Source organism: Acidovorax sp. LjRoot66 (genome assembly GCF_964253305.1).
GTDB lineage: Bacteria > Pseudomonadota > Gammaproteobacteria > Burkholderiales > Burkholderiaceae_C > Acidovorax.
The window spans coordinates 922,237-945,921 of the sequence record NZ_CAXUQU020000001.1 but is presented as its reverse complement, the minus strand read 5'-3'; the positions used below and the strand labels follow the sequence as shown (position 1 = coordinate 945,921).

Sequence of the window (23,685 nt, the reverse complement as noted above, 5' to 3'; positions counted from 1 at the left end):
CCCTCGGGGCTGTTGGGTGACTCGGGGAAAGCGCAGCCCATCAACCTTCGTGCGCGTTGAACATGCTTTTCGCGTAGGTGATGCCCAAGCCGTAACCCCCGCCGAACTTCTTCGCGATGCCCGTCGTCATGTCATAGGTGTCGGTGCGGGCCCAGTCGCGCTGCAGCTCCAGCAGGTACTGCAGCGCGGTGATGGGCCGTGCGCCGGCCTGCACCATGCGCTCCATGGCGCGGTTGTGGGCCTCGGTGGAGATGTCGCCGCTGGCATCGGCGATCACGTAGACCTCGAACCCCTGGTCCAGTGCCGACAGGGCCGGCCCGACGATGCAGACGCTGGTCCACAGGCCGGCCAGCACGATGCGTGGCTTGCCGATGGCGTTGATGCGATCGATCACCGCGGCATCCTCCCAGGTGTTCATGGAGGTGCGGTCCAGTAGCGCCTGGCCGGGGAACGGGGCCGTGACTTCCTCGAACATGGGGCCCGAGAAGCTCTTTTCGGCCACGGTGGTGAGGATGGTCGGCACCTTGAAGCCGGCCGCTGCGCTGGCCACCAGGCCGGCATTGGAGCGCAGCGTGATCGCATCGATGGAGTGCGTGGCAAAGGCCATCTGCGACTGGAAGTCGATCATCACCAGGGTGTGGTCGTTCGGGGTCAGTAGCGTGGAACCGGCGGCGGGCTTGGCGATGGGCATCATGGGAATCTCCTAAAAATTGGAAAAAGGCCTTGGAAAAAGGGATCGGACTCAGCCGGGCATCACAGGCAACTCGTTGGGGCGCAGGTCGAACACCAGCACCTCGGCCTGCTCGCCATCGGCAAAGCGCAGCGCCTCGGGCTCGCGGATGCGGGCCCCGTCGCCTTCGGACAGGCGCTCGCCGTTGACCGTGAGGCTGCCGCGGGCCACGTGCACATACACATGGCGGTCGACACCCACGTCCAGCGTGGCGGACTCGGCACCATCGAACAGACCGGCATAGACCCGGGCGTCCTGGTTCACGGCCAGGGAGCCATCCGTGCCTTCGGGCGAGATGATCTGGCGCAGGCGGCCACGCTTGTCGGCCTCGCTGAAGTGCACCTGCTGGTAGCGCGGTGCGGCACCGCGCACGCCGGGCACGAGCCAGATCTGCAAAAAGTGCACGGCTTCGTCACCCGAGTGGTTGAACTCGCTGTGCTCCACGCCGGTGCCGGCGCTCATCATCTGCACGTCGCCAGGGCGGATGACCGAACCCGTGCCCATGGAGTCCTTGTGCTCCAGCGCGCCTTCGAGCACGTAGGAGAAGATTTCCATGTCGCGGTGGCCGTGGGTGCCAAAGCCCTTGGAAGGGGCGACGCGGTCGTCGTTGATCACCAGCAGGTCCGAAAAGCCTTGCTGCTTGAGGTCACGGTAGTGGCCGAACGAAAAGGTGTGGCGCGAGTGCAGCCAGCCGTGGTTGGCATTGCCGCGGTGTTGGGCTTTGCGGATGTCGAGCATGGTGATGTCCTTTCTTCAGATTCGATGGGGTTCACACTGAACTTCTGGCCTGCCGTCCGGCAGTTGTCAGAGAGCTGCAGTGCTCGGGTGAAGAAAGTATCTCGCCGCAGAGGGGGGCATAGGTTGAAACATCAACGGCTCCATGATCGATAATTTCGATGATTGAAACATCCCGCTTTTGGCCATGCTGAAACTGACCCTGGAAGCCATCGAACTCGTGGACGCCATCGCGCGGCACGGCTCCTTCGCGGGCGCGTCCGAGCAACTGCACAAGGTGCCCTCCACCATCTCCTACGCCGTGGGCAAGCTGGAGGAACAACTGGGCTTTGCCCTGTTCACACGCAACGGCCCGCGCGTCACGCTCACGCCTGCTGGGCAGGAGATGCTCAAGGAAGGCCGCTGGTTGCTGGTGGCCGCCGGTCACCTGGAATCGCGCATGCGCCAGATCGCGACGGGCTTCGAGTCGGAGCTGCGCCTGGTGCACGACTCGCTGATCCCTACCAGCGCCTTCAACGACGACATCTGCGCCTTCGAGGACCTCCATTGCGGCACGCGCCTGCGCATCGGCTGCGAGGCGCTCACCGGCACCTGGGAGGCGTTGCGCGAGGGCCGCGCCGACATCGTCGTGGCCGCAGGCGAGGGCCCGGCCGGCGGCGGCTACAAGGCCGTGGCCGTGGGCAGCCTCGCGTTCGCCTTCTGCGTGACGGCCACGCACCCGCTGGCGCAGCTCAAACGCCCGCTGGCGCGCAACGACCTGCTGGAGCACACGGCCGTGGTGGTGGGGGATGGCGCGCGATCGCTGTCGGACCGCACGGTGGGCCTGCTCGCCGGGCAGCGGCGCATCACCGTGCCCTCGATGCAGGCCAAGATCGCCTGCCAGGCCGCGGGCCTGGGCCACGGTTTCGTGCCGCGCGTGTGCGTGCGCCACGAACTGGAGACCGGCATTCTGGTGGAGTTGGTGGTGCAGGAGCCCCGCGCCGACGAAACCTTCTGGCTGGCCTGGAGGCCCGAGCACATGGGCGAGGCGCTCAAGTGGTGGCGCCAGCGGCTGGCCCGGCCGCTGCTGCCGGGGATCCTGCCGCACTGATCTGGCCGGGGACCAGGCCCCTGTCGGGCTTCAGCCCAGTTGCTGCAGCACGGCGTGCGCGCCCTGCTCCGACGAGGCCGGGTTCTGGCCCGTGATCAGGTTGCCATCGGTCAATACATAGGGCGCCCAGTCGGCCCCCTTGGAGTACTGGCCGCCGTTGGCCTGGAGCATGTCTTCCACGAGGAAGGGGACTACCTTGGTCAGTTGCACGGCCTCTTCCTCGGTGTTGGTGAATCCGGTGACCTTCTTGCCGTCGACCAGTGGCTTTCCGTTGGGCGCCTTGGCATGGCGCAGCACGCCCGGCGCATGGCACACCAGGGCCAGGGGCTTGCCGGCGGCAAAGGTTTTCTCGATCAGCGCAATCGACTGCGCGTCCTCGGCCAGGTCCCACAGCGGGCCGTGGCCGCCGGGGTAGAACACGGCGTCGAAGTCCTCGGCGCGCACGCTGGCCAGCGCCACGGTGTTCGCCAGCACGTTCTGTGCGTCGGCATCGGCCTTGAAGCGGCGCGTGGCATCGGTCTGCGCGCCCGGGTCGTCGCTCTTGGGGTCCAGCGGCGGCTGGCCGCCTTTGGGCGATGCCAGGGTGATCTGCGCGCCCGCGTCCTTGAACACGTAGTACGGCGCGGCAAACTCTTCGAGCCAGAAGCCCGTCTTCTTGCCGGTGTCGCCCAGCTGGTCGTGCGAGGTCAGGACCATCAGGATTTTTTTCGTCATGGTGTGGCTTTCAAAGTTGGTGAAGGAAATGGAAAGTGATCAAAGTGCCGCTTCGAGCACGCGGCGGCTCACCGCCGGTGTCACATCGCGGTGCTCGCCGAGCGTGACCATGCCGTGCGCTTCGAGCTGCGCCACCAGCTTGTCCACGCTGTCCGCGCCCACGCCGTAGGCCGACAGCCGCGTGGGGATGCCCATGCGCTCGAAGAAATTGCGCGTGGCGGCAATCGTGGCGTCGATGCGCTCTTCGTCGGTGCCGGCGCGGATGCCCCAGACGCGTTCGCCGTACTGCAGCAGCTTGGTGGCCTTGGTCGCGCGCTGCGCATCGAGCAGCGAGGGCAGCACCACGGCCAGCGTGCGCGCATGGTCAATGCCGTGCAGGGCGGTCAGCTCATGGCCGATCATGTGCGTGGCCCAGTCCTGCGGCACGCCGGCACCGATCAGGCCGTTGAGCGCCAGCGTGGCCGTCCACATCAGGTTGGCGCGGTCGGCATACACCGGCTCCGGCGCGGCCAGGATGCGTGGGCCCACCTCGATCAGCGTCTGCAGGATGCCTTCGGCAAAACGGTCCTGCACCGCGCCGTCCACCGGGTAGGTCAGGTACTGCTCCACCGTATGCACGAAGGCATCGACCACGCCATTGGCCAGCTGCTGCGGCGGCAGGGTATAGGTCTTGGTCGGGTCGAGCACCGAGAACACGGGGTAGGTGTGCTTGCTGCCGAAGGCCAGCTTGGACCCCTTGGCGCGGTGCGTGATGACGCCGCCGTTGTTCATCTCCGAGCCCGTGGCGGGCAGCGTGAGCACCGAACCGAAGGGCAGCGCACCGGTCACGTTGCGGCCATGCTGCTCCAGGATGGCCCAGGGATCGCCACCCTCGAACTTCACGGCAGCGGCGATGAACTTCACCGCGTCGATCACCGAGCCGCCGCCCACGGCGAGCAGGAAGTCGAAGCCGCCGCCCCGGATCTGCGCCACGGCCTGCATCGAGGTCTCGTAGCTCGGGTTGGGCTCGATGCCGCTGAAGGTGGCGTGCTGGCGCGCGCCGAGTGCCGTGCGCACCTCGGCCAGCGTGCCGGTCTTCTCGGCGCTGGCGCCGCCCACCAGGATGAGCACCTTGGCATGGGGCGGCACCAGCTTGTCCAGGTCGGCGATGCGGTCCTTGCCGAAGGCGATGTGGGTGGGGTTGTGGAAGTCGAAGTTGAGCATGGGGGTTCCGTGGGGTTGTGGTGGTGAAGGGTGGGAAGAAATTCGGTCAAAGTAGACCGGTCGGCTAGTTATTCAAATGGGCATGGCAAGCATTGAAGAGGCCGCTGCTTTCAGGCGGGTTGGCGCAGCGCCTTGCCTTTGCCCGCGCGAGGCGCCGCCCGGCCTCCCTGCGCATGTGCAACTTTCGGCCTGACTGGTGCCAGCGGAGCGCCCGGCCCGGCATCCGCGCCGCCCAGCAAGGCATCCGTGGCGCGCAACGCATGCTCGAACGATGAGCCATCGCGCCGCAGCTTGGCCAACAGGCTGGCGCCCAGCCACATCTCGTAGAGCGTGAGCGCCATGGCCTCGGGGTCCGTGGCCTGCGGCACCGAACCGTCCTGAACAGCCTCGCGCAGGCAGCGGGCGAGCCGCGCCACGATCTGCGTAGCGCCATCGCGCAGGGCGATGCGCATGGTGTCCGACATGTCGGCCACCTCGGCGCTGAGCTTGACGACCAGGCACTTGCTGCCTTCGCCTGTACCCGCATCGCAGGCCGGGCCGTCCACCCCGCACTGCGATACGTTCCAGTAGGCCCAGTAGCGCATCAGCCGCACGCGCGCTGGCTGGCCATCGGGTACCAGCATCTGCTCGAGGTGGGCCAGGTAGCGCTCCATGTAGCTGGCCAGCAGGGCCTCGCCGAAGCGCTCCTTGGAGCTGAAGTAATGGTAGAACGAGCCCTTGGGCACGCCGGCCGCGGCCAGGATCTCGGCCAGCCCCACGCCCACGAAGCCTTTGGTGGCGATGAGGCGCTCGCCACAGCGAAGGATGTGGGTGCGGGTGGAGGGTTGTTCGGTGGTCACGGGGCTATTGTGCGCCGATTAGACCGGTCGTCTAGCAATCTGCCGGAACGACCCTGTCGCCGTAATGGCCTTCCCGCTCAGCGGTTCAGGCCGCTCCGTACGCAGTGCATCAGCAGCGCGGCGCCATCCGGCGTGGTGATCTCTGCCACCGGCCGAAAACCGGCCTGCGCGTAGCAGCGGATGGCGCGCGCATTGTCGGGGCTGGGGTCCGTCTGGACCAGGCTCACGGCAGGGTCGGCCAGCAGTTGCGCGGTGAAGGCGCGCACCAGTGCGCGGCCCATGCCCATTGCTACTTAGGACTGGATGAATCCCACAGGCTCTCCGTTCAGCGAGGCGATGTACGCCAGCGTGGCGCCGGGTGCGCCCTGCCCGGCCACATGGTCCGCGTGCAGTTGCTCGATGGATTCGGCCGGCCCCCGCCATTGCGCCAAATGCGGCCGCAGCAGCCAGCCCTGCAGCATCGGCAGATCCTGCGCGCACACCAGCCCAAACCAGAAGTCGGATGCGCCAGGCAAGCGCGCAGCTCCGCCCATCACACCGGGCGGCGGGCCATCAAGGCCCACACGCCCGCAGCGCTGAGCAGCGAGCCCCCTGCAAGGTTGAAGCGGCGCTGCGCACGCGGCGAAGCCAGCAGTTGGCTGGCCGAACCGGCAAACACAGCATAGGCCGTGGCGTTGAGCGCTGCCAGCGTGACGAAGGTCGCGGCCAGGATCCACAGCTGCTGCGCAATCGGTGCGCCGGGTCGGATGAACTGCGGCAAGAAGGCCACGAAAAACACGATGCCCTTGGGGTTGAGCGCGGTCACGAGGTAGGTGTTGGCGAACAGCTTCCAGCGCGAGCCCGGGGCTTTGGGCGCGGCCAGTTCGGCCACCCCCACGCCGGCGCGCAGCATCTTGATGCCCAGGTACAGCAGGTACAGGCCACCGGCCCACTTGATGACCGTGAACCAGAAGGCCGAGGTGGCCAAGAGCGTGCCCAGACCCAGCAGTGAGACCGCCAGCGCCGTCGAATCGCCGAGTCCCACGGCAGCGACCAGCGGCACGTTGGCGCGGCGCCCGTGGGCCATGGAATAGCTGATCACCGTGAGGACGGTGGGCCCGGGGATGATGAGCATCACCGCGCAGGCGGCGACGAAGGCGAACCAGATGTCGAGGGACATAGGCGAAGGCTCCTTGGAAGGCGCAACGGCTGCGCCTGTGCAATACGCCCTCAGTATGGCAAAAAGCCGGGATGCCTGCCTTGCGTCCGCGCGCTCAGTACCCGGCCGGGATATCGGGCTCGACCAGCTGGATCAGCAGCGTCAGCGACTCCTGCCAGCCCAGGTAGCAGGCCTCGGTGGGGATCACGGCGGGGATGCCTTCCTGCACCACGCTCATCTCGGTGCCGCAGGACACGGGTGTCAGGGTGACCGTGGTGGTCATCTCGCCGGGCAGGTTGGCGTCGTCGAAGCGTGCGTTGTAGCGCAGGCGCTCGCCCGGCACAAGTTCCAGGTAGGTACCGCCGAACGAATGGCTGCCGCCCGCGCCGTGGTTGGTGAACGACATGCGGTATTCGCCACCCACGCGGGCATCGAGGGCGTGCACCTCGCCCGTGAAGCCGTGCGGCGGCAGCCACTTGGCCAGGGCCTGGGGGTTGAGAAAGGCGCGGTAGATGCGGTCGGGCGTGGAACGGATCACGCGGTGCAGGCGTACGGTGCCAGTAGTAGTCATGGTTGGTGCCTGTGAAACAGAGGACGGCCCTCTAGAACCTACGACGTTCGACCATGGCGGATATCGACACGGTCCAAATCAGGGAAAACCCCAGATCATGGCTTGCATGCAAGGTCCAGCAGCAAATCCAGTCGCCGCACCTGTGCCCAGGTGTCGCGCTTGAAGGCGCGGTGGTAGGCATCGATGGCCGCCACGGAGCGCGCAGCCACCTCCTGCGCCAGTTGCTGCGAGCCCGAGCGCATGTAGTAGACGAGGAAGTCGCCCTCGGCCCCCGAGTCGAGGAACACCGACTCCACCGTCACGCCCTCGGCCGCCAGGGTCTGCAGCGCTTCGTCGCGATGGGTGCGCAGGTGCTCCGCCCATTCCTGCACCCGGGACAGAGAGCCAGGCTGGAGCTGGATGCGGGCGCAGACGACGTCTTCGGGCATGGGGGCGGGCATCGCTTGGACGAGAGAAAGGGCCACTATCGCCGGTGCACCCGGCGATGGCAACCCTATGGCCCGGGGGTAGAGTGCCCCGGTGAAGACCACTCAGTCGAGTTTCACGCCCGCCGCCTTGATGATCTCGCCCCAGCGCTTGGATTCGGCGCGGGCCATGGTGCGGAACTGCTCGGGCGTGCCGGGCAGCGGCTCCATGCCGAAATCGGTCATGCGCTTGAGCACGGTGGGGTTGGCCAGCGCCTTGTTCAGGTCGCCGTTCAGGCGCGCGGTGATGGCCGCCGGAAGGGCCGCAGGGCCAAGGATGCCCTGGAAGGCGTAGACCTCGGTGTTGGGCACGCCGGCTTCGGCCAGGGTGGGCACGTCGGGCAAGGCCGCCACGCGCTTGGCAGAGCCGATGGCCAGGGCGCGCACCTTGCCCGAGGTGATCACGGGCAGGCCGGCCGCCAGGTCGAGGAACATGCACGGCACCTGGCCGCCCATCACGTCCTGCAGCGCGGGCGCCGCGCCGCGGTAGGGGATGTGCGTCAAGAAGGTCTTGGTGCGGTTCTTGAACATCTCCATCGCCAGGTGGTGCGGCGAGCCGTTGCCGGGCGATGCGTAGTTGACCTTGCCGGGGTTGGCGCGCACGTAAGCCAGGAATTCCTTGACGGTCTTGGCCTCGAACGAGGGGTGCACCACCAGCGCCAGCGGAAAGCGGCTGATGCCACCCACGTAGGTGAAGTCCTTCTCGGGGTTGAAGGGCAGCTTGGTGAACAGGTGCTCGTTGAAGGCCAGCACGGCGTTGTCGGCCGACATGAAGGTGTTGCCATCGGGCTTGGCCGTGGCCACCAGCTGCGCGCCGATGTTGGTGGCAGCACCCGGGCGGTTGTCCACCACGATCTGCTGGCCCAGGGTTTGGCGCATGGCCTCTGCCAACGTGCGGGCCAGCACGTCGGTGCCGCCGCCGGCCGGGTAGGGCACCACCCAGCGCAAGGGCTGGTCGGGCCAGGCCCCCTGGGCCTGGGCCCAGGGGGCTGCGGCAGACGCGCCGGCAGCGGCCAGGGCGGAAAGAACGGTACGGCGTTGCAGGGTCATGGTTTTGTCTCCGTTGCAGGAAGAAAGAAAAGGAAACTGGGAACGGGACTATCGCGGCGCATTCGGTGGCTTGCGCTGCCGTGAGCCCGATGCGGCAGGGGGCACGCGCGTCACGCGAAACCCCTGGGCGGCCATCAGGGCGGGCAGGCCCTCGGGGCCCACCATGTGCAGCACCCCAACGGCCGCGAACACCGCGTGGCCGGCCGCATGCTGCGCTGCGATGCCGGCGGCCAGGGCGGGGTTGCGGCCCTCCACGATGCGTGCGTAGTCGGCGCGGTCTTCGGCGGTGTTGAGGCAGCCGCACCAGTCGCCGTAGTGGCGCAAGGTTTCAAGCTGGCCGTCGGCCCAGGCACGTGTGAGGGTGGCAATGATCTTGCGGGCCTGCCCGCCTTCGAGCTGCCGCAGGCCCTCGTCCATGGTGCGCGCCACCTTGGCCGGGTCGTCCGACACCAGCAGCGCGATCTGCGCCTCGGCGGACTCCAGCGAGACGACCTTCTTGTCCATGGCGCGCGCCAGACCCGCGAGGAACAGGTCGATGCCATAGGCCGGGTCGATCCCGGCGGTGCGCGCAGCCAGGCCGACCAGCGACATGAGCTGAATCTCGGGCCGCAGGCGCGCCAGCGCCGCATCGGCGCACAGTGCTTCGCTCTGCACGCGCAGGCGCTTTGCCAAGGGCTCGGGCAGGGGTGGCGTGTTGGGGCCTGGCATGACGGCGGTGGCCAGTCCACCGGCGACCGCCGGGTCCATCAGGTCCACTTCCAGCGCGATGCGGTCGGCACGCCGCAGTGCTTCGCGCACCGCAGGTCCGGGCAGCACCCAGCCACGCTCGGCCGCATGGATGGTGCCGTAGAGCCAACTGGTGCGGCCGTCCTTCTCGATGCGCCAGAGCAGGCCGCGGTCGCGGTCGTCACGGCGGGCCGCCTCGGCATCGGCGGGGCCGATGGGGGTCGCGGCGGGTGGGCAGGCAGTGGCGTCGCTCTTGGCATGCACTACAAGGGCCGACACCAGCAAGGCCAGACCGACAAGGCCTGTGCGCAGGCAGCGGCCTGGGAGTGGCAGGAAAAGACTGGGCATATCAGCAGCCCAATGTGCCAAGCATCGCCACGGCTTGTAAAACTGGCGCGCTCCATACCAGTGCCCCCGCGCAAGGGCCGCCCCGCCGCGAAGGCGGCGTATCCAGCGCTTGCGCTGGGGGCGTCCCCCTCCCAGATTGCGAAGCAATATGAGAGAGGGGTGAAGGCGCGAAGCGACTCAGGGGGTGCATCTCAACCCGGCTCCACGATGGCCTGGTCGATGGCGCCAAAGATGCTCGCGCCGTCCTTGCCCTTGACCTCGATGCGAATGGTGTCGCCGAACTTCATGAACTCGGTGTTGGGCTTGCCGTCCTGGATGGTCTCGATGCAGCGCTTTTCGGCAATGCAGCTGTAGCCCTTGGGCCACTCGGTGCGGCCGTTCTGCTCCACGCCCTTGTTGCTCACGGTGCCGCTGCCGATGATGGAGCCGGCGCGCACGTTGCGCGTCTTGGCCACATGGGCGATGAGCTGGCCGAAGTGGAAGGTCATCTCCGGGCCGGCATCGCACATGCCGACCTTGCGGCCGTTCCAGGTGGACTGCACCACCAGGTCCAGGCGGCCCTGGTGCCAGGCGTCGCCCAGTTCGTCGAGCGTCACCGCCACCGGGCTGAAGGCAGTGGCCGGCTTGCTCTGGAAGAAGCCGAAGCCCTTGGCCAGCTCGGCCGGGATCAGGTTGCGCAGGCTCACGTCGTTGGCAACCATCACCAGGCGGATACCGTCTAGCGCCTGCTCGGGCGTGGCGCCCATCTTCACGTCGCCGGTGATGACCGCGATCTCGGCCTCGAAGTCGATGCCCATGGCTTCGCTGGGCACCACCACGTCATCGCAGGGGCCGATGAAGTCATCGCTGCCGCCCTGGTACATCAGCGGGTCGGAGTAAAAGCTCTCGGGCACCTCGGCATTGCGCGCCTTGCGCACCAGCTCCACGTGGTTGAGGTAGGCCGAGCCGTCAGCCCACTGGTAGGCGCGTGGCAGTGGGGCCATGCACTGGGCCGGGTCGAACGGGAAGGCATGGCGCGCGCGGCCGGCGTTGAGCTGGTCGTACACGTCCTGCAGCTGGGGCGAGAGGAAGCCCCAGTCGTCGAGCACCTGCTGCAGCTTGCTGGCAATGCCGGTCGCATAATGGGCCGTGCCCAAGTCGCGCGAAACGACGACCAGTTGGCCGTCGCGCGAGCCGTCTTTGTAAGTGGCTAGTTTCATGGGGCAGAACCTCTGTCTCTGGAAGGTGGATGGCACAACCCTTGGCGAAAATTACGCTTGGGTAAACTGATTTAACTAAACAAAACTACCAAATTTTAGTGCACATGGACAAAGAACGTGCAGGTATCCAGTCCGTGGAAGTCGGCTTTGCCTTGCTGGAAGGCCTCACCCATGCGCGAGGCCCGTTGATGCTCAAGGACGTGGCGGCCTCGGCCGGCATGAGTGCCGCCAAGGCCCACCGCTATCTGGTGAGTTTTCAGCGCCTGGGCCTGGTCACACAGGATAGCCGCACCGCGCGCTACGACCTGGGCCCGGCGGCTCTCAAGCTGGGGCTGGCATCGCTGGCGCGGCTCGACGCGGTGCGACTTGCGCGCGAGCGCATGCCGGCCCTCATGGGAGACATCGGCCACACCCTGGCACTGGCGGTATGGGGCAACCATGGGCCCACCATCGTGCACTGGGAGGAGTCGCCCCAGGCCGTCACCGCCAACCTGCGGCTGGGCGACGTGATGCCCTTGCTGGCCTCGGCCACCGGCCGCTGCTTCGCCGCCCACCTGCCGCCCGAGGTGGCCGCGCCCCTGCTCAAGGAAGAGCTGGCCCGCGCCAGCAAGATGCGCCGCACCGACCTGCCCACCACCATGGCCGAGGTGCAGACCATGCTGGCCGAGGTGCGCGAGCGCGGCGCGGCGCGTGTGGTGGACACCCTGCTGCCCGGCATCGTGGGCTTCTGCGCGCCGGTGTTCGATGCCGACGGCCACCTGGAGCTGGGCATCACCACGCTGGGCTCCATCGCCACCTTCGACCCCGAATGGGGCGGCGCCATCGACACCCCGCTGCGCGCCGCGGCGGGCCAGCTGTCGCGCGATCTGGGCGCGGGCTGCGCATGACGCACGGGCAGCCCCGCTGATGCCCCGGCGCGCGCTGATCGCCCTCACCGCGCTGGTGCTGGCGCTGCACTGGCTGCTGCTCCAAGGCGTGCCCCTGGTGTGGGACAGCCCGGCCGCTCCCTCAGGCCAGGTCTTCAGCACGCGCACCATTGCCGCCGCGCCCGCGCCCGTGGCCGCACCTGCAGCGACACCCACGCCTTCGGCCACCCCGCCACCCGCCGCGCCGGCACCCGTGCCACGCAAGAGACCACCGCGCCCCGCACCGGTCGCCGAAGCCCACCCTGCTGAGCCGGCAGTGGCAGCACCAGAACCTGTGGTTCCCCCCGAGCCGGCCCTGGAGGCGGCGGCCGCAGCGCCCTCCGCTCCTGCCATGCCCGAGCCCGCAGCCTCTGCCGCCGTGGCGACAGCATCCGCCCCGGCTGCACCCGCGTCCACCCCGGTGGAGGTGAACCCTACGGCCGCCGGCATCGACATCGCCCCGCCCGGCAGCGGCACGGGCCAGACCGCCAGTGCCGCGCCACCGCCGGTGCAGATTCCGCCGCCCGTGCGGCTGACCTACGAGGTCAAGGGCCAGGCCAAGAAATTCGATTACACAGCCCGGGCCGAGCTGCTGTGGCAGCACGATGGCAGCCGCTACGAGGCGCGCCAGGAAGTGAGCGCCTTCCTCATCGGCTCGCGCACCCAGCGCAGCACGGGCTTGGTCAGCGCCCAAGGGCTGCAGCCCGAGCGCTTTGGGGACCGCTCGCGCAGCGAGCAGGCCGCGCATTTCGACCATGCGCAGGGCCGCGTGACCTTCAGCGTCAACACGCCGCAGGCCGCCATCGGCCCGGGTGCGCAGGACCGGCTGAGCATGTTCATCCAGCTGGCGGCCATGCTGGCGGCCGACCCGGCCCGCTACACCCCGGGCACGCAGATCACGCTGACCACGGTGAGCGCGCGCAACGCCGACCGCTGGACCTTCAGCATCGAAGCCCCGGAGACCCTGAACCTGCCGGTAGGCGCCACCCCCACCCTCAAGCTGCTGCGCCTGCCCCGGCGCGACTACGACCAGAAGGCAGAGCTGTGGCTGGCCCCGGGCCTGGGCTACCTGCCCGCGCGCATCAAGCTCACCCAGTCGAATGGCGACTTTGCGGACCTCTTGTTGCGCGGTAGTGAGAAGCCCTGAGGCGCCGTAGGCCGTGGCGCCTCAGCAGGCGGCCGGACCGGCCAAATGCCCGTAAGGATTGCACTCCCGCCGGTGTTGCGTTATCCCCACCGCCTGCGAAATACCCCTGCGGGGCCACCGCTTCGCACAATTCGTGAAATACTGTTACCACGCAGGGCCAGCCCACAAGCCTTGAACTCTGCCGACCCGCTGTCATCTGACATTCATATCGACAAAGGGAACACGATGCACATGCTCTACGACTCCGAATCCTTTGTGGTGGTCCATATGCTGCCCGACGCCCGGGAGTCCGTTGGCCAGGCACTCAACGACACCGCACCACCCAAGCCCCAGCTGGCACGCCACGGCTTCGAGATCGTGGACAAGCGCTCGGGCAAGGAGGTGTACCTGGATGGATCGTGGGCCGAGATGTTCCAGCAGCAGATCCTGGCCTGGCAGCGCGACACCCCCACGCAGGAAGAAGTGGAAGATGCCCTGGACCGCTATGCGGGCCTGGCGCAAAACCCTGTCGTGGTCCACTGACCCACCGGCGCTCGCGGGCGCCGACCATCACTCCACCGGATAAAGCCGCCTGAACAGCGGCTCCACCAGGATCAGCACGGCAATCAGCCGGCAGACCTGGAAGGCCGTGACCACGGGAACGCCCAGCTGCAGCACCTTGGCCGTGATGGCCATCTCGGTGATGCCGCCCGGCGAGGTGCCCAGCAGCAGCGTCACCCAGGGCAAGCCCGTGCCCCAGGCCAGCACCGCAGCAAACAGTGCGCAGATGCCCATCAGCCCCAGGGTTCCCACCGCCACGCTGGCCAGCCAGTGCGGCGCGGCGCGCAAAAAATCCGCCCGAAAGCGCACCCCCAGGCTGACCCCGATCACCAGTTGCGCGGCATTCACCAGCCACTGCGGCACGGCCGAGAAGCTGATGCCCGCCATGGCAAAGCCCATGGACACCACCAGCGCACCCATGAACCAGGGGTTGGCACGGCCTAGCCGGTCCATGGCCAGGGCGCCCGCGCCGGTGAGCAATGCCATGAGCGCGAGGCCGGGCCAGTCCACCACGCGCGTGGCGGGCGGCAGGATGTCGATGCCGTGCAACCCGCTCCATTGCAGCGCGAACGGGATGGTGATGGTCACGATCAGCAGGCGCAGGCTGTGGCTGGCGGCCACGAGGTCGGTGCGCGCGTTCTCGCGCTCGGCCAGCAGGGTCATCTCCGACGCGGCGCCGATGGCGCCCGAGAAATAGCTGGTGGCGCGCATCATGCTGGCCGGCACGCCGTGCATGCGCGGCGCATGCACCCGGTACAGCCAGGCGCCGAACAGCCAGCCCAGCACCAGCGCCCAGACGATGCCCAGCGCAATGGCCCACCACAGGCCAGCCACCAGGCCCATGACCTGGGGCGTGAAATACAGGCCCAGCGCCGCGCCAATGGTCCACTGCCCCCCATTGCGCAGCGGCCCCCAGCTTTCGGTGGGCGCACCGGCGATGGACAGCAGCGAGGTGGCCAGCAGCGGCCCGATCATCCACGGCAGCGGGGTCTTGAGGGCGACGCAGGCGGCGGCCGCAGCCCATGCCACGGCAAGGGTCAGCACCACGCGGCTGGTGAATTGAAAATAAGTACGCATACGAAAGACGGCAACCCGCGAGTATCGCTTGCGCACTCGGATGTGCCCCAAAGCCCTGCACTGCCCGTGGGGCATGGCAGGCATCGCACATGGCGGGGGGTCACGCCCGGCGGACGTCTCCTGCCAGTTGCGACAGCCGCTGCACGAGCGGCGCAAACAGCTCCACGGGCGTGTGGCCATAACCCAGCACCAGGCCGTTGTCCTCGGGCCGGGGCTGGAGGGCAAAGGCCGACAGCGGCGCGGGCGCCATGCCGTGCCCGCGCGCTGCGGTGGCAATGGCCTGGTCCGGGTAAGCGGGCGGCAGGCGCAGCATGAGGTGCATGCCGCAGTGCCCGCCCTCGATGCCATGCGGCACCACGAGGTGCTGCGCCAGCGCCGCGCGCAGCTGCTGCTGGCGCTCGCGGTAAAGGCGGCGCATGCGGCCCAGGTGGCGGCTGAACTGGCCGCTGTCGATGAAGTCCGCCAGCGCCAGCTGGGCATGGCGCTGGCCGCCGCGCAGCATCTCGGCCAAGGGCGGGCGCACGGCGGCCAGCACCGCCTCGGGCAACACGACGAAGCCGATGCGCAGCGCGGGGAACATGGTCTTGCTGAAGGTGCCCACGTAAAGCACCGGCGCCCCATCGGCCAGCCCCTGCATGGCGGCGATGGGCTCGCCCGCATGGCGGAACTCGCTGTCGTAGTCGTCTTCGATGATCCAGGCGCCATGGCGGCGCGCCTGCTCCATCAGCGCCAGGCGCCGCGCCACCGACAGCACCGACCCGCCCGGGTACTGGTGCGAGGGCGAGGTGTAGACCAGGCGCGGCGTGCGCGTGCGCCAATCGGCCTCGTCGGCCACGAGGCCCTGCGCATCCACGCGCAGCGGCAGCGTGCGCAGGTCGCCCGCGTGCAGGGCCGATTGGGCGCCGCGGTAGCCGGGGTCTTCCACCCAGGCCGTGTCGCCCGGGTTGGTGAGCAGGCGCACGCACAGCACCAAGGCCTCCTGCGCGCCTTCGGTGATCACCACCTGCTCAGGCGTGCAGCGCACGCCCCGGGCCAGCGCCAGGTGGCGCGCGATGGCGGTGCGCAGCGCCATTTCGCCGAGCGGATCGCTATAGCCCAGGGCGGCAGGGCCGCCGTCGCGCACCGCGCGGTCGAGTGCGCGGCGCCAGGCAGCAGATGGGAACTGCGAGAGTGCGGGCGTGCCCGGGCTCAGCCAATGGGCCGGCCCCGGGCGCACTGCCCTGGGCTGCATGAGCGCCAGGCGCGCGGCCGTGGCGGGAAGCTGTACTGCCGGCTGCGGGACGGACGCGGCCACCGATGGCGACGACAGCGCTGCCACCCGTGTGCCCTGCCGGTCGGACTGCACATAGCCCTCGGCCAGCAGGTGCTCATACGCCGCCGTCACGGTATTGCGCGAGATGGCCAGGCCCTCGGCCAGGGCGCGCGAACCGGGCAGCGGGCTGCCAGCGGCCAAGCGCCCATCCAGGATGGCTTGGCGCAGCCGCTGGAACAGCTGGCGCCGCAGGGGCGCGGCCCCCGGGCCGTGGTCCAGCGCCTGCTCCAGCAGGGTTGGGGGAACCGAGGGTACTGCCGGGAGCGCGGCATCCATGAAGGCATCGGGCATGCGTGGCACCTGAAGTTTTTCTTAATCTGGCACTTTTCACAATGCCACGCTCAGTTTACCGTTCGGTCTGCCCTTTCCCCTGCCATCAACACAAAGGACCTCTTTCGCATGGCTTCCACCCTGAACGCCTACCAGCAGCCCGTCGGATCCCCCCTGCCCGGCTGGAGCGCACGCCCGCGCCCCGCACGCGACGTGATTGAAGGCCGCTACTGCCGCCTCGAGCCCCTGGACGCAGCGCGCCATGCCACCCAGCTGCATGCTGCCTACGTAAAGGCATCGGATGGCCGGGACTGGACCTACATGACCGTCGGCCCGTTTGCCGACGAGGCCAGCTACCGCACCCACTGCGAGCAGGCGGCGGCCAGCACCGACCCGCTGCACTACGCCGTGATCGACCAGCGCACCGACAAGGCCGTGGGCACGCTGGCGCTGATGCGCATCGACCCGGCCAACGGCGTGGTAGAGGTCGGGCATGTGATGTTCTCGCCGCTGCTCCAGCGCACGCCGATCTCCACCGAGGCGCAGTACCTGCTGATGAAGTACGTGTTCGCCGACCTCGGTTATCGGCGCTATGAATGGAAGTGCGACAGCCTGAATGGCCCCTCGCGCCAGGCGGCTGCGCGCCTGGGCTTCACGTTCGAGGGCATCTTCCGCCAGGCCATCGTCTACAAGGGCCGCAACCGCGACACGGCCTGGTTCTCCATCGTCGACAGCGAATGGCCCACGATCAAGACCGGCTTCGAGCGCTGGCTGGCGGCCGCCAATTTCGACACCCAGGGCGCGCAGCGCGCCTCGCTCACGCAATTGCGCGCGGCCGGCCCGGTGGCCGCGACGGTATGACCTGCCGCCTGGATGCCATCTCGCGCCCCATGGGGGCCAGGGCTTCGGGTGGCAACAGCTGCTGCACGGCCGGGTAGACCGCGCCTTCTTCATCTTCGATGTGGCGCACATAGCGCCGTGCAAAGCGCTCCAGAGCGGCCTCGTCCTCCGCGCTGAAGGCGCTAGCCTGGCCGTCCGCCAGGGCCTGCAGGGGCTGCCGCGCCGCAGCCCACTCGGCCACCATGTCCTGGTGGTCCTGCAGCAGGCGCTGCACCAGCGCGACCATCGCGGCGTCCCCCTCGGCCAGCAGCGGCGGGAACACATGCAGTTCCTCGTCCTGGTGGTGCAGGGGCGCCGCGATGTCGAAGTAGCGCAGCACATCGTGCGCGGCCTGCCGGGCGGACTCGTCGCTGCCCTGCAGCGCCACATGCGCGCGCAACCGGCCCAGCAGTGCCAGCGTGCGCTGCACCCGCTCGTGGCAGGCCTCGAGCATGGCAAAGGGCTCTTCGAAGCCCACGGCCGGGGTGTTGAAACCAGGAAGGGACGTCAACCGCGTCCCTCGGCCGGATCGAATGGCTGCACCACGCCGTCGGCGCCCAGGGTGCTCACATAGGAGCCCGCCCCAGGGCGCGTGCGGGCCGCCACCTTGCGCGCCTGCACGCTGCCGATGCTCAGAAAGCACAGGGCCAGTTCGTCCGGTCCCAGCCCGAAGAGCGCACGCAACCCGGCCGACTTGAGGGCCCGGCCACTGGTCAGCGCCGAGCCATAGCCCTGCGCCGTGGCCATGAGCAGCATGTTCTGCAGTGCGCAGCCGGTGGACACCAGGCGCTCGGCCAGGTCGATGCGCGGGTCGCCCCGGCCGGCATCCACCACCGCCAGCAGCAGCACCGGCGCGCGGTAGGCCTTCTCGCGCGCCAGCGCCAGTTGCTCCGGCGTGGCGGCCTCGTCGCGCTCGGCCAGCGCCTGGGCAAACACCTCCGCCAGGGCCGCGCGCGCGGCCTCGGGCACCAGCACAAAACGCCAGGGCAGCAACTGCCCGTGGTCGGGCGCATGGGCCGCCGCGTCCAGGATCGCCGAGAGCTCGGCGGCGCTGGGGCCGGGCGCCACCAGCCGCTTGGGCAGCACGGTGCGGCGGGTGCGCATGAGCGCCCAGGCACTGGCTGCCGTGGCCTCCACCGCAGGCGGCACGCCATGGGGCACGGGCCGCAGCGGCCAGGGGATCACCGCCATGGATGGCTTTCCGGACCGGCAGTGGGCAGGCAAGGGCTGCGCATCAGCCGCAGGCCCCGGTGTGCCCGCACTGCGTGCAGTAGTCGCAGCCATCCTTGCGGATCACGGCATGCGCACCGCATTCCACGCACTTCTTGCCGGCCATGGCCTGGGGCACGGCCCCGGGGGGCGCTGCCGGTTCGTCCAGCGGCAACTGCTGTTGCACCGGGTCGGCCACGCGGCGTGCGAGGATGTTCTGGATGGCATAGGCCATGGCCGCCACTTCGGAGTCATGCCACATGGGCACCTGCGTGCCATCCTCCTTGCGGTGCGTGCCCAGGCGCACGGGGCCCCGGTCCCAGGCCACCTTGCGCATGTCGCTGAGCGCACGCTCCAGAAAGCCACCGCGCGCCGCCAGCGAGAGCATGCGCATGCTGGAGGTGATCCACTGCTGCGACTCGCCGCTCTGCCCCACGGGCATGAAGAACTCGATGGCCCGGTCTACCGTGGCATGGCCCACGCCCGTGGGCACGGGCAGAAAGGAGACCAGCAGGTACAGGGTCTTGCGGCCCTCCTGCGTCCAGTACTCGACCTTCTCGGCCACGGCCGAGAGGCCGCCCTTGGGCCGGCTTTCGATCACGGTGCGCATCGGGTCCACCGGCGGCGCGGCCGGTGCCGGTGCCGCCGTCGCCGGGGCGCTGTGCGTTTCGAGCACCGAGCCCAGGATGGCATTCGGCCGGTAGGTCGCCAGGCCCTTGAGGCGCGCGCGCCAGGCGTGCAGGTACAGGTCCTTGAAACCTTCGTAAGGGTAGTCGGCAGGGATGTTCACGGTCTTGGAGATCGCCGTGTCCACAAACGGCTGCACCGCCTCCATCATCGCGATGTGACCCTCGGCCGGCATGGCCAGCGCCGAGACGAAGTACTCGGGCAGTTGCAGCACGTTGCCGCCGAGCTCGCGGTACAGGCGCCAGGCATGGTCTTCTACCGCGTACTCGCTGGTGCTGCCGTCGGCCTCCCGCTTCTTGCGCTTGTACATCCAGGAAAACGGCGGCTCGATGCCGTTGGAGGCGTTGTCGGCAAAGGCCAGGCTCACCGTGCCCGTAGGCGCGATGGACAGCAGGTGGCTGTTGCGGATGCCATGGGTGCGGATGGCCTCCTTGATGGGTTCAGGCAGGCGGCTGGCAAACGTGCCTTCAGAGAGGTAAGGTCCGGCCTCGAATTTCGGGAACGCGCCCTTCTCGCGCGCCAGGTCCACCGAGGCCAGGTAGGCCGCATCGCGCATGCCTGCAGCAATGCGCACCGCCATGTCGCGCCCCTCGGGCAGGTCGTAGCGCAGGCACAGCATGGCCAGCGTATTGCCCATGCCCGTGAAGCCCACGCCGATGCGCCGCTTGGCCATGGCCTCGTCGCGCTGCTGCGGCAACGGCCAGAAGGTCACGTCGAGCACGTTGTCGAGTGCCCGCACCTGCAGCGCCACCGAGGCGGAGAAGGCCTCGAAGTCGAACTGCGCAACCCCGCCGAAGCCGAATGGGTGGCGCACGAAGCGCGTGAGGATGATGGGCCCCAGGTCGCAGCAGCCGTACGAGGGAAGTGGCTGTTCCCCGCAAGGATTCGTGGCGGCGATGTCCTCGCAGTAGTGCAGGTTGTTGTCCTCGTTGATGTGGTCGAGGAACAGGATGCCGGGCTCGGCGAAGTCGTAGGCCGATTGCATGATGCTGTCCCACAGCGTGCGCGCCGGCACCGTGGCGTACACCCACTGGCCGTCAGCGCGCTGGTGGGCGCCCTGGGCGATCAGCGGCTCGATGGGTCGGGCCTGGTGCACCAGCTCCCAGGGGCCGTCGTTCTGCACGGCCTGGATGAAGGCATCGGGCACGCCGACCGAGACGTTGAAGTTGTTCCAGCGCCCGGGCGTGCGCTTGGCCGTGATGAATTCCTGCACGTCGGGGTGGTCGATGCGCAGCACGCCCATCTGCGCGCCGCGCCGCGCACCCGCGCTCTCCACCGTGGAGCATGACTGGTCGAACACGTTCATGTAGCTGCACGGCCCCGAGGCCGTGGAAGCGGTGCCCATCACCCGCGCGCCCTTGGGGCGGATGCGCGAGAAGTCGTAGCCCACGCCGCCGCCGCGGCGCATGGTCTCCGCGGCCTCGCGCAGGGCTTCGTAGATGCCGGGGTAGCCGCCGTCGTCCATGCCCTGGATGCAGTCGCCCACGGGCTGCACGAAGCAGTTGATCAGCGTGGCCTGGATGTCGGTGCCCGCCGCGCTCATGATGCGCCCGGCACCGATGGCGCCGGCCTGCAGGTTACCGAGGAACAGCGCCTCGTACTTGTCGCGCAGGGCGGGTGCCTCGACCGATGCCAGGGCACGCGCCACGCGCCGGTACAGGTCGTCGGCGCTGGTTTCGCCGTTTTTGAGGTACTTCTCGCGCAGGACGTCGAGGCTGATGGGTTGCATGGAGGTGGCGCCGGTCAAAGCACTGGATGTTTCGCGTTTCATGGCTGAAGGTCCTTGCGCTCCATCAACAAACAGAGGGTCCCCGCACGCTGCAACCCGGCCGGGGAGGCGAAAAACAGCACCATACATCGGCCCGATAGCCACACGGCTGCCGTGGCCTCACCTCTGCCGCCAGCCCGCAAGGCAGGCCCTGCATGGTGGGCCGCTAGCATTACGGCATGCACACCACGCCTTTGTCCAGCCTTGCAATGGCACGAAAAGCCCTGCCCATGGTGGCAGCCCTCGCACTGGCCGGCTGCGCGGCCCCGCCGGCCCAGAATCCCCCATCCTGGCCCGCCGACTTGCAGCAGGTGCTGCCCGCCGACGTGCTGCTGCTGGGCGAGCAGCACGATGCCCCCGAGCACCAGCGCCTGCAGCGCGAGGCCGTGCAATGGCTGGCCGCGCGGGGGGCGCTGGCAGCCGTGGTGATGGAGATGGCCGAGCAGGGCGGCAGCACCGCCGGCCTGCCGCGCGACGCCACCGACGCCCAGGCGCAGGCCGCCCTGCAGTGGCAGGACAAGGCCTGGCCCTGGGCCCAATACGGCCCGGTGGTGATGGCGGCCGTTGCCGCCGGCGTACCGGTGCTGGGCGGCAACCTGCCGCGCAGCCAGATGCGCGCCGCCATAGGCCAGGCTCAGTGGGACGCGCACCTGCCTGCCGCCGCGCTGCAGCGCCAATACACCGAGATCCGCGACGGCCACTGCGGCCTGCTGCCGCAAGCGCAGATCGCGCCCATGGCGCGCATCCAGATCGCACGCGACGCGAGCATGGCACAGGCCGCCACCTCGGCCCTGCAGCCCGGCAAGACCGTGCTGCTCGTGGCCGGCGCCGGCCACGTCTGGCGCGGCCTGGGCGTGCCCACGCACCTGGGCACCCAGGTGGCGGCCAAGGTGGTGGTGGCCCGCGCCGGCGGCGAACCGGCGGCCGCGCATGCCGATGCCGACCTGGTGGCACCGACACCGGCGCTGCCGCCGCGCGATGCCTGCGCCGAGCTGCGCGAGAAGTGGGGCAATGCCCCGCAAAAACCGTGAGCCCAGGCTGGCCGCAGGAACGTCCTATGCGGAGCGGTGATCGGACACGGGTTGGGCCTTGAGCAGCGCAGCAAACGCCTGCGCGCGCAAGGGCCGACTGCACAGGTAGCCCTGGTAGGTGTCGCAGCCCCGCTCCTGCAGGAAGGCCAGCTGCGCGGGGGTCTCCACCCCCTCGGCCAGCACCGACAGGCCCATGCTGTGCCCCATGGCGATGATGGCCGCGCTGATGGCCATGTCATCGGTGCTTCGCGGGATGTCGCGGGTAAAGCCCTGGTCGATCTTGAGCACGTCGATGGGAAAGCGCTTGAGCTGTGCGAGCGAGGAGTAGCCGGTGCCGAAGTCGTCCACCGCGATCCGCACGCCCAGGCCGCGCAGGCCCAGCAGTACCTGCAGGGCCTCTTCGGCGCGTTCGGCCAGCGCGGTCTCGGTGATCTCCAGCTCCAGCCGCGCCGCCGGAAAGCCCGAATCGGCCAGCGCCGCCGCCGTGCAGCCGGCCACGTCGGTCAGGTGGAACTGGCGCGGCGAGACGTTGACGGCCAGCGTCAGGTCCGGCAGCCCCTCATCGCGCCACTGCCGGCCCTGGCGGCAGACCTCGCGCAGCACCCATTCGCCGAGCGGGCCGATGACGCCCGAGGTCTCGGCCACGGGGATGAAGCGCGCGGGCGAGATGAGGCCTTCGTCGGGGTCGTTCCAGCGTACCAGGGCCTCGGCCCCCACGATGCGGCCGCTGGCGATATCGACCTGCGGCTGGTAGTAGACCTCCATGTGGCCCTGCGCCAGCGCCAGCCGCAGGCGCGACTCGAGCGCCAGGCGCTCGCGCGCGGCCTGGGTCATGGTCTCGTGGAAAAAGCACCAGGCACCGCGCCCGCGCGCCTTGGCGCCATAGACAGCGGCATGCGCGCCCTGCTGCAGGCCCTCCACCGTGTCGGCATGGGTCGGGTACATGCAGATGCCCACGCTGGCCCCGGCCACCACCTCCAGGCCGTCGGGCGAACGCCAGGGCTCGGCAACGGCCGCAATCAGCTGGCGCGCCACGGCCGCCGCGCCCTCGGAGTTGCGCATGTGGCGTGCCACCACGGCCAGTTCGTCCCCTGCCATGCGCCCCAGCAGGTCGCCCGGGCGCAGGGCCGACTGCACCTTCTTCGCAATGTGCTGCAGCACCTGGTCGCCGGTGGCGTGGCCATAGCTGTCGTTCACGTCCTTGAAGCGGTCCAGGTTGATCAGCAGCACCGCCAGGTGCTCGCCGCTCAGACGCGCCTCGCCCACCGCCTCGGCCAGCTCGGCGCCAAAGCGCGTGCGGTTGGACAGGCCGGTGAGCGCATCGTTGTGCGCCAGGAACTCCAGGCGCTGCTGCTGCGCCTTCTCCTCGGAGATGTCGGAGAACATGCACACGTAGTGCGTCACCGCGCCTGCAGGGTCGCGCACGGCGCTCAGCGACATGTGCTCGGGGAAGACCTCGCCGTTCTTGCGCCGGTTCCAGATCTCGCCCTGCCAGTGGCCGGCGCCGTGGATGGACGCCCACATGGCGTCGTAGAAGGCCTTGTCATGGCGGCCCGACTTGAACACGCGCGGGTTCTGGCCCAGCAGTTCCGTCTCGGTATAGCCCAGCAGCCGGGTGAACGCCGCATTGACCGACAGGATGCGGCCCTGCGCATCGGTCACCACCACGCCCTCGATGGTGTTGTCCACCACCGTGCTGGCCAGGCGCTGGCGCTCCTCGCTGGTGGCCAGGGCCGCACGCACGGCCGCGATGTCGACCCGGTCCTTGAGCACGCGCGCCCGGGCCTGCTCGGCCTCGCGTGCGCGGTGCGCCAGCCAGCCGGCCAGCACCCCGGTGAGCAGCACGTAGAGCCAGCCCTTCCAGGTCTGGTAGCGGGTCAGGTCATCCGGGTCCGTGACCCAGTGGGCCAGCAACAGGTCGCCCACCCACACCCACACCACGCCCAGCACGAGGTACAGCGCCGCCACGCGCCAGGGAACCAACGCCCGTGGGCCTTCCGACTCTTGCATGAAATCCCTCTTCCAAACCCGTCCGGGCCTTGCTGCGACAATG

22 protein-coding genes and 2 pseudogenes are annotated in these 23,685 nt (G+C 69.0%); 6 read left to right on the top strand and 18 right to left on the bottom strand.

Annotated features, from left to right (window positions below):
- Nucleotides 1-40: 40 nt before the first annotated feature.
- Complete coding sequence (locus ACSQ3Y_RS04475) at nucleotides 41-691, bottom strand: hydrolase (protein ID WP_369819433.1); 651 nt, start codon at nucleotides 689-691, stop codon at nucleotides 41-43.
- A gap of 51 nt (nucleotides 692-742) precedes the next feature.
- A complete protein-coding gene (locus ACSQ3Y_RS04470; protein WP_057199836.1) occupies nucleotides 743-1,468 on the bottom strand; it encodes a pirin family protein in 726 nt (241 codons plus the stop codon).
- A gap of 184 nt (nucleotides 1,469-1,652) precedes the next feature.
- Here ACSQ3Y_RS04470 and ACSQ3Y_RS04465 point away from each other — a divergent pair, with 184 nt between their 5' ends.
- A complete protein-coding gene (locus tag ACSQ3Y_RS04465; protein ID WP_436176551.1) occupies nucleotides 1,653-2,555 on the top strand; it encodes a LysR family transcriptional regulator in 903 nt (300 codons plus the stop codon).
- 30 nt (nucleotides 2,556-2,585) lie between these two features.
- Here the strand turns inward: ACSQ3Y_RS04465 and ACSQ3Y_RS04460 are convergent, their stop codons facing one another.
- The 10 genes and pseudogenes from ACSQ3Y_RS04460 to ACSQ3Y_RS04415 form a co-directional block, all read right to left on the bottom strand.
- Nucleotides 2,586-3,269, bottom strand: a complete 684-nt coding sequence (locus ACSQ3Y_RS04460; protein WP_436176550.1) for a type 1 glutamine amidotransferase domain-containing protein — start codon at nucleotides 3,267-3,269, stop codon at nucleotides 2,586-2,588.
- 39 nt (nucleotides 3,270-3,308) lie between these two features.
- The gene (locus tag ACSQ3Y_RS04455; protein WP_436176549.1) at nucleotides 3,309-4,472 is read right to left on the bottom strand and encodes an iron-containing alcohol dehydrogenase; all 1,164 of its coding nucleotides are present in this window, start codon (nucleotides 4,470-4,472) and stop codon (nucleotides 3,309-3,311) included.
- Nucleotides 4,473-4,582: 110 nt separating this feature from the next.
- Nucleotides 4,583-5,311 (bottom strand): TetR/AcrR family transcriptional regulator, encoded by a 729-nt coding sequence (locus tag ACSQ3Y_RS04450; RefSeq protein WP_436176548.1) that lies wholly within the window; start codon nucleotides 5,309-5,311, stop codon nucleotides 4,583-4,585.
- A 77-nt stretch (nucleotides 5,312-5,388) separates the two neighbouring features.
- A pseudogene (locus tag ACSQ3Y_RS04445) lies at nucleotides 5,389-5,793 on the bottom strand (GNAT family N-acetyltransferase).
- A 50-nt stretch (nucleotides 5,794-5,843) separates the two neighbouring features.
- The gene (locus tag ACSQ3Y_RS04440; RefSeq protein WP_436176547.1) at nucleotides 5,844-6,470 is read right to left on the bottom strand and encodes a LysE family translocator; all 627 of its coding nucleotides are present in this window, start codon (nucleotides 6,468-6,470) and stop codon (nucleotides 5,844-5,846) included.
- A gap of 94 nt (nucleotides 6,471-6,564) precedes the next feature.
- A complete protein-coding gene (locus ACSQ3Y_RS04435) occupies nucleotides 6,565-7,020 on the bottom strand; it encodes an SRPBCC family protein (protein ID WP_436176546.1) in 456 nt (151 codons plus the stop codon).
- 95 nt (nucleotides 7,021-7,115) lie between these two features.
- On the bottom strand, nucleotides 7,116-7,448 hold the full coding sequence (locus ACSQ3Y_RS04430; RefSeq protein ID WP_436176545.1) for a DUF6176 family protein: 333 nt from the start codon (nucleotides 7,446-7,448) through the stop codon (nucleotides 7,116-7,118).
- 102 nt (nucleotides 7,449-7,550) lie between these two features.
- Complete coding sequence (locus ACSQ3Y_RS04425) at nucleotides 7,551-8,528, bottom strand: Bug family tripartite tricarboxylate transporter substrate binding protein (protein ID WP_436180083.1); 978 nt, start codon at nucleotides 8,526-8,528, stop codon at nucleotides 7,551-7,553.
- Between the two features lie 54 nt (nucleotides 8,529-8,582).
- Nucleotides 8,583-9,608: a TraB/GumN family protein gene (locus tag ACSQ3Y_RS04420; RefSeq protein ID WP_436176544.1), complete on the bottom strand. Its 1,026-nt coding sequence runs from the start codon at nucleotides 9,606-9,608 to the stop codon at nucleotides 8,583-8,585.
- 191 nt (nucleotides 9,609-9,799) lie between these two features.
- On the bottom strand, nucleotides 9,800-10,807 hold the full coding sequence (locus ACSQ3Y_RS04415; protein WP_436176543.1) for a fumarylacetoacetate hydrolase family protein: 1,008 nt from the start codon (nucleotides 10,805-10,807) through the stop codon (nucleotides 9,800-9,802).
- Between the two features lie 104 nt (nucleotides 10,808-10,911).
- Here ACSQ3Y_RS04415 and ACSQ3Y_RS04410 point away from each other — a divergent pair, with 104 nt between their 5' ends.
- The 3 genes from ACSQ3Y_RS04410 (at nucleotide 10,912) to ACSQ3Y_RS04400 (ending at nucleotide 13,381) form a co-directional block, all read left to right on the top strand.
- Entirely contained in the window at nucleotides 10,912-11,694 is a 783-nt protein-coding gene (locus ACSQ3Y_RS04410; RefSeq protein ID WP_057199828.1) for an IclR family transcriptional regulator, read from the top strand.
- 19 nt (nucleotides 11,695-11,713) lie between these two features.
- On the top strand, nucleotides 11,714-12,859 hold the full coding sequence (locus ACSQ3Y_RS04405) for a DUF3108 domain-containing protein (protein ID WP_436176542.1): 1,146 nt from the start codon (nucleotides 11,714-11,716) through the stop codon (nucleotides 12,857-12,859).
- Nucleotides 12,860-13,084: 225 nt separating this feature from the next.
- On the top strand, nucleotides 13,085-13,381 hold the full coding sequence (locus tag ACSQ3Y_RS04400; RefSeq protein WP_007848772.1) for a BTH_I0359 family protein: 297 nt from the start codon (nucleotides 13,085-13,087) through the stop codon (nucleotides 13,379-13,381).
- Nucleotides 13,382-13,408: 27 nt separating this feature from the next.
- Here ACSQ3Y_RS04400 and ACSQ3Y_RS04395 read toward each other — a convergent pair whose 3' ends face one another.
- Together ACSQ3Y_RS04395 and ACSQ3Y_RS04390 are read right to left on the bottom strand one after the other, a co-directional pair.
- Complete coding sequence (locus tag ACSQ3Y_RS04395) at nucleotides 13,409-14,476, bottom strand: AbrB family transcriptional regulator (protein WP_436176541.1); 1,068 nt, start codon at nucleotides 14,474-14,476, stop codon at nucleotides 13,409-13,411.
- A 100-nt stretch (nucleotides 14,477-14,576) separates the two neighbouring features.
- On the bottom strand, nucleotides 14,577-16,079 hold the full coding sequence (locus ACSQ3Y_RS04390) for a PLP-dependent aminotransferase family protein (RefSeq protein ID WP_436176540.1): 1,503 nt from the start codon (nucleotides 16,077-16,079) through the stop codon (nucleotides 14,577-14,579).
- Nucleotides 16,080-16,187: 108 nt separating this feature from the next.
- Between ACSQ3Y_RS04390 and ACSQ3Y_RS04385 the strand changes: the two are divergent.
- Nucleotides 16,188-16,895: pseudogene (locus ACSQ3Y_RS04385) on the top strand (GNAT family N-acetyltransferase); the annotation flags it as partial.
- On the opposite strand, the gene ACSQ3Y_RS04380 reads toward ACSQ3Y_RS04385, so the two are convergent.
- From ACSQ3Y_RS04380 to ACSQ3Y_RS04370, 3 genes are read right to left on the bottom strand one after another with little or no spacing between them, the layout of a single operon-like run.
- The gene (locus ACSQ3Y_RS04380) at nucleotides 16,876-17,391 is read right to left on the bottom strand and encodes a hemerythrin domain-containing protein (protein WP_436180082.1); all 516 of its coding nucleotides are present in this window, start codon (nucleotides 17,389-17,391) and stop codon (nucleotides 16,876-16,878) included. The pseudogene ACSQ3Y_RS04385 and the gene ACSQ3Y_RS04380 sit on opposite strands and share 20 nt — an antisense overlap.
- Before the next feature lie 53 nt (nucleotides 17,392-17,444).
- Complete coding sequence (locus ACSQ3Y_RS04375) at nucleotides 17,445-18,128, bottom strand: nitroreductase family protein (protein WP_436176539.1); 684 nt, start codon at nucleotides 18,126-18,128, stop codon at nucleotides 17,445-17,447.
- 43 nt (nucleotides 18,129-18,171) lie between these two features.
- Nucleotides 18,172-20,604 carry an adenosylcobalamin-dependent ribonucleoside-diphosphate reductase gene (locus ACSQ3Y_RS04370; protein WP_436176538.1) on the bottom strand — a complete coding sequence of 811 codons (2,433 nt, stop codon included), beginning with the start codon at nucleotides 20,602-20,604 and terminating at the stop codon, nucleotides 18,172-18,174.
- A gap of 227 nt (nucleotides 20,605-20,831) precedes the next feature.
- On the opposite strand from ACSQ3Y_RS04370, the gene ACSQ3Y_RS04365 reads away from it, so the two are divergent.
- Complete coding sequence (locus ACSQ3Y_RS04365; protein WP_436176537.1) at nucleotides 20,832-21,632, top strand: ChaN family lipoprotein; 801 nt, start codon at nucleotides 20,832-20,834, stop codon at nucleotides 21,630-21,632.
- 24 nt (nucleotides 21,633-21,656) lie between these two features.
- On the opposite strand, the gene ACSQ3Y_RS04360 is transcribed toward ACSQ3Y_RS04365, so the two are convergent.
- Nucleotides 21,657-23,642 (bottom strand): putative bifunctional diguanylate cyclase/phosphodiesterase, encoded by a 1,986-nt coding sequence (locus ACSQ3Y_RS04360; protein WP_436176536.1) that lies wholly within the window; start codon nucleotides 23,640-23,642, stop codon nucleotides 21,657-21,659.
- Nucleotides 23,643-23,685 lie beyond the last annotated feature (43 nt).